The 517-nt window shown below is 54.5% G+C and carries 1 protein-coding gene and 1 pseudogene; one reads left to right on the top strand and one right to left on the bottom strand.

The features are described 5' to 3' along the window. A pseudogene (locus K0335_RS22335) lies at positions 1-138 on the top strand (flavodoxin FldB); the annotation flags it as partial. Between the two features lie 64 nt (positions 139-202). Here K0335_RS22335 and K0335_RS22330 read toward each other — a convergent pair. Beyond that, on the bottom strand, positions 203-517 hold a 315-nt coding region (locus tag K0335_RS22330; protein ID WP_219394178.1), incomplete at its 5' end, for a protein YgfX.

The following is a 517-nucleotide window of genomic DNA, read 5'->3' as shown; positions in this document are numbered from 1 at the left end:
AATAAACCGGTCATTGCGGATGGGCAACTGTTTGTCGGCCTGGCGCTGGATGAAACGAACCAGTACGATCTCAGCGATGAGCGTATACAGACCTGGTGTGAACAAATTCTCGGCGAAATGGCCGAACACTACGCCTGAAGCCTTACTCGCTGTATTTCCCTCTCGACGGAACCGCGTTTGCGTCGTTCCGTCAGAGTTGGCGCTATATCGGCTGCTGTAACAGTATCCGACGCAACTCACGCCATTCCGCTTCTTCCACGCTATCCGCCGCCAGCCATAAATGCTGATGACGTCCAGACTCTGCGCGTAAACGCAACACCATCCCGCTCTTCAGTAACCAGGGAGGACGCAAGAGCGTCCAGTCCTGTCCCTGCCAGCGTAAGCGCCCGTCCATGAGTAGCTTGATCTCTCCCTGGCAGGTATTAATCCTGCGCTGGCTACGTACACAGTCAAACACGACCAGCGACAGTAGTATCATCCATAACGGGGTATAACTCAGCGGCCAGGGCATCAATAA

The sequence above is a fragment of the Escherichia sp. GZ89 genome (assembly GCF_019366485.1).
Classification (GTDB): domain Bacteria; phylum Pseudomonadota; class Gammaproteobacteria; order Enterobacterales; family Enterobacteriaceae; genus Escherichia; species Escherichia fergusonii.
Note: the sequence above shows the minus strand (reverse complement) of the source record. Positions and strands in the feature narration are given on the sequence as shown.